This is a genomic window from Roseateles chitinivorans, assembly GCF_002761755.1.
Taxonomy (GTDB): Bacteria; Pseudomonadota; Gammaproteobacteria; order Burkholderiales; family Burkholderiaceae_C; genus Roseateles; species Roseateles chitinivorans.
The window spans coordinates 1-2007 of sequence record NZ_PEOG01000149.1 but is presented as its reverse complement, the minus strand read 5'-3'; the positions used below and the strand labels follow the sequence as shown (position 1 = coordinate 2007).

General features: G+C 74.8%; 1 protein-coding gene and 1 pseudogene. Both read left to right on the top strand.

All coding sequences use genetic code 11. The features are described from left to right. A pseudogene (locus CS062_RS26500) lies at positions 1-1680 on the top strand (hypothetical protein); the annotation flags it as partial. Continuing rightward, on the top strand, positions 1673-2007 hold a 335-nt coding region (locus tag CS062_RS25055), incomplete at its 3' end, for a contractile injection system tape measure protein (protein WP_199174358.1). The pseudogene CS062_RS26500 and the gene CS062_RS25055, both read left to right, overlap by 8 nt.

Below are 2007 nucleotides of genomic sequence, written 5' to 3'. Positions count from 1 at the left end.
GCGCACCAGGCCCGCGGCCAGGCCGGACATGCGGCGCGCGCGGCCGCGCTGCTGCCGCTGGGCGTGCATCGGCAGCTGGACACCTACGTGTCGGTGCAGGACCACCTGCCGGCGATCTACGGCCTGGGCCGCTACGGCGTCCCCGCCTCGGCGCCGCCGCAGCGGCAGGCGCGGGCCAGGCAGCTCAAGGCCTATCTCGTGATGCAGGAGCAGGCGATCGCGCAGGGCCTGGCCCAGCTGCAGCACCTGCGCGCGCTGTTCTCGGTGGCGCCCGGCGCGCGCCAGGGCCTGTGGTCGCAGCTGATCGGGCCGGATGCGGTGCCGGCGATCGACCGGCTCTACCGGCAGCCGCCGCAGACGGTGATGGACACGGTCTACCGGCCCTTCGACCGCTCCGCGCGACGCAAGAACCGGGCGCTGGACCACCTGCTCGCGCTGCATGGGGAGACCTACACCCAGAACTCGATGCGCCAGTTCCTGGGCCATCTGAGCCCGGAGGAGGCGGAGACGCTGCTGCTCGAGAACAAGGCCACCTGGCTGCGCGACATCGTGACGCTGACGCGGGACCGCGCCGGCGGCTTCGACCCGGGGCGCCCGTCCTGGGACCAGCCGGACAACTGCGGCGGCCTGCAGCGCCGGGCCAGCCTGCTGCTGGGCTTCCGCCTGTGGCACGACCGGCCGCTGACGCGGGTGCTGCGCGAGCAGCGCTTCACGCTCGTCGAGCATCCGGCGCCGGTGCATCGCCCCTGGCTGCTCGATCCGGACGACGACGCGGTGCGCCTGGCGCCGGCGGCGGGGCATGCGGTGCAGCCGGCCGACCGCGCCCAGGTGCTGGCCGACCTGCAGCGCATGCCCTGGCTGCGGCTGCCGCTGCCGGCGGGCCTGCTGCGCGCCGGACAGCACGGCGCGCGCTATCGCCTGCTGCCGGGGACGGGCGGCGCGCGCCGCCTCGCGCTCGGCCCTGACGAGCACGGCCGGTGGTGGCTGCTGGGCGAGTTTGCCGATGCCGACGCGGCCCGGCGCGGCGCGGCAAGCCTGCGCCTGTTCCTTCGCCACCTGGACCAGGAGAGCGAGGGCCTGCATGTGGTCGAGCACCTGCTGCTGCGGCCGACGCAGGCCGGCGGAGCGGCACATGCGCGGCTGGACCTGCCGGAGGACTTCCACCGGCTGCGTGTGACGGTGGTGCTGCCCGGCTGGACGCAGCGCTGCTCGCAGCCGGCGTTCCGGAACTTCGCGGAAGAGACCCTGCGCATCAGCTGCCCGGCTCACCTGACGCTGCGCTGCCTGTGGCTGGACGCCGAGCCGATGCAGCGCTTCGAGGACGCCCATGCCGCATGGCTCGACGCGCGCATGGCCTGGGTCGCGTCGCCGGACGCCGCGTCGGCGCAGATGCTCGCGGACGAGGCGGCCTGCCGCGTGATCGAGTGCCTGGCGCTGCCGCCCGATGAACCGCCGGGCGCCGCGCGCAGCAACGGCAACGGCAACGGCAACGGCAACGGCAACGGCAACGGCAACGGCAGCCGCAGTAGCGGCAGCGGCAGTAGCGGCAGCGGCAGTAGCGGCAGTAGCGGCAGCGGCGGCAGCAGCGGCAGCGGCAGCGGCGGCAGTAGCGGCAGCGGCGGCGGCGGCGGCAACTACGGTGGTGACGCCGAGGGACCGGTGGTGCAAGGCCATGCGTGAATCGATCACTCCCATCGCGCACCTCGTCGAGCGTCTGACAGTCGACGCGGGCTTCGGCGCCGGCATCGCGCCCGGTGACGCCGAAGCCCGCCTGGTCGCCTGCGCCCAGGGGCCGCTGCTGCGCGTGATCGACGAGGTCTTCGATGCCTGCTGTCCGCCGGACGAGCAGTGGCGGCTGGATGAACTGGAAATCGACCTGGGTGAGCTGCCCGCCGCCGACTGGGAGACCGAGGCGCCGCGTCTGCTGCGCGAGCGCCTGCGCCGCGTGCTGGAGGAGCTGCGGGCGCCGGGCGGCGTCAGCGCCAGCGGCCGCGCGACCGGCCTGCG